1 pseudogene is annotated in these 399 nt (G+C 49.6%); it reads left to right on the forward strand.

From position 1 onward, the window contains the following. Window positions 1-177: 177 nt before the first annotated feature. A pseudogene (locus JUK32_RS12235) lies at window positions 178-399 on the forward strand (IS4/IS5 family transposase); the annotation flags it as partial.

Raw genomic sequence — 399 nt, forward strand, 5'->3', positions numbered from 1 at the left:
CAGCCCTCTAAAGGTGTTTTCAATACCGCTTAATAATTGCTGTCACTCAGCCCGAGAGGAAGACGGAGCTAGTGAGGCTACAGCATGACTGTTGACGATATTTGAAGTCATGTGCAGAAACCCCTCAAGACGTTGAATGATGGGCTTAGTCGCGGATCAAATTCAAGAGTTTGTACCATGATTTTAACCGACGTGTTCGAGCGTTTCGTGAGCGAAAGTCCGCTGACTGTGATGCTTCGAATCGTGTTGGAACAGAGCTTATCGGCGGCTGAAGTCGATGCGCTGTTTGAGCAGCAGTCGCAGCGACAGTACCATCGGGAGCTACTCTTTTCCACGGTTGTGGAGTTGATGAGTTTGGTGGTGTGTGGCATCAGCCCCTCAATTAATGCGGCCTATCAG

The organism is Halomicronema sp. CCY15110, assembly GCF_016888165.1.
GTDB lineage: Bacteria > Cyanobacteriota > Cyanobacteriia > Phormidesmidales > Phormidesmidaceae > Halomicronema.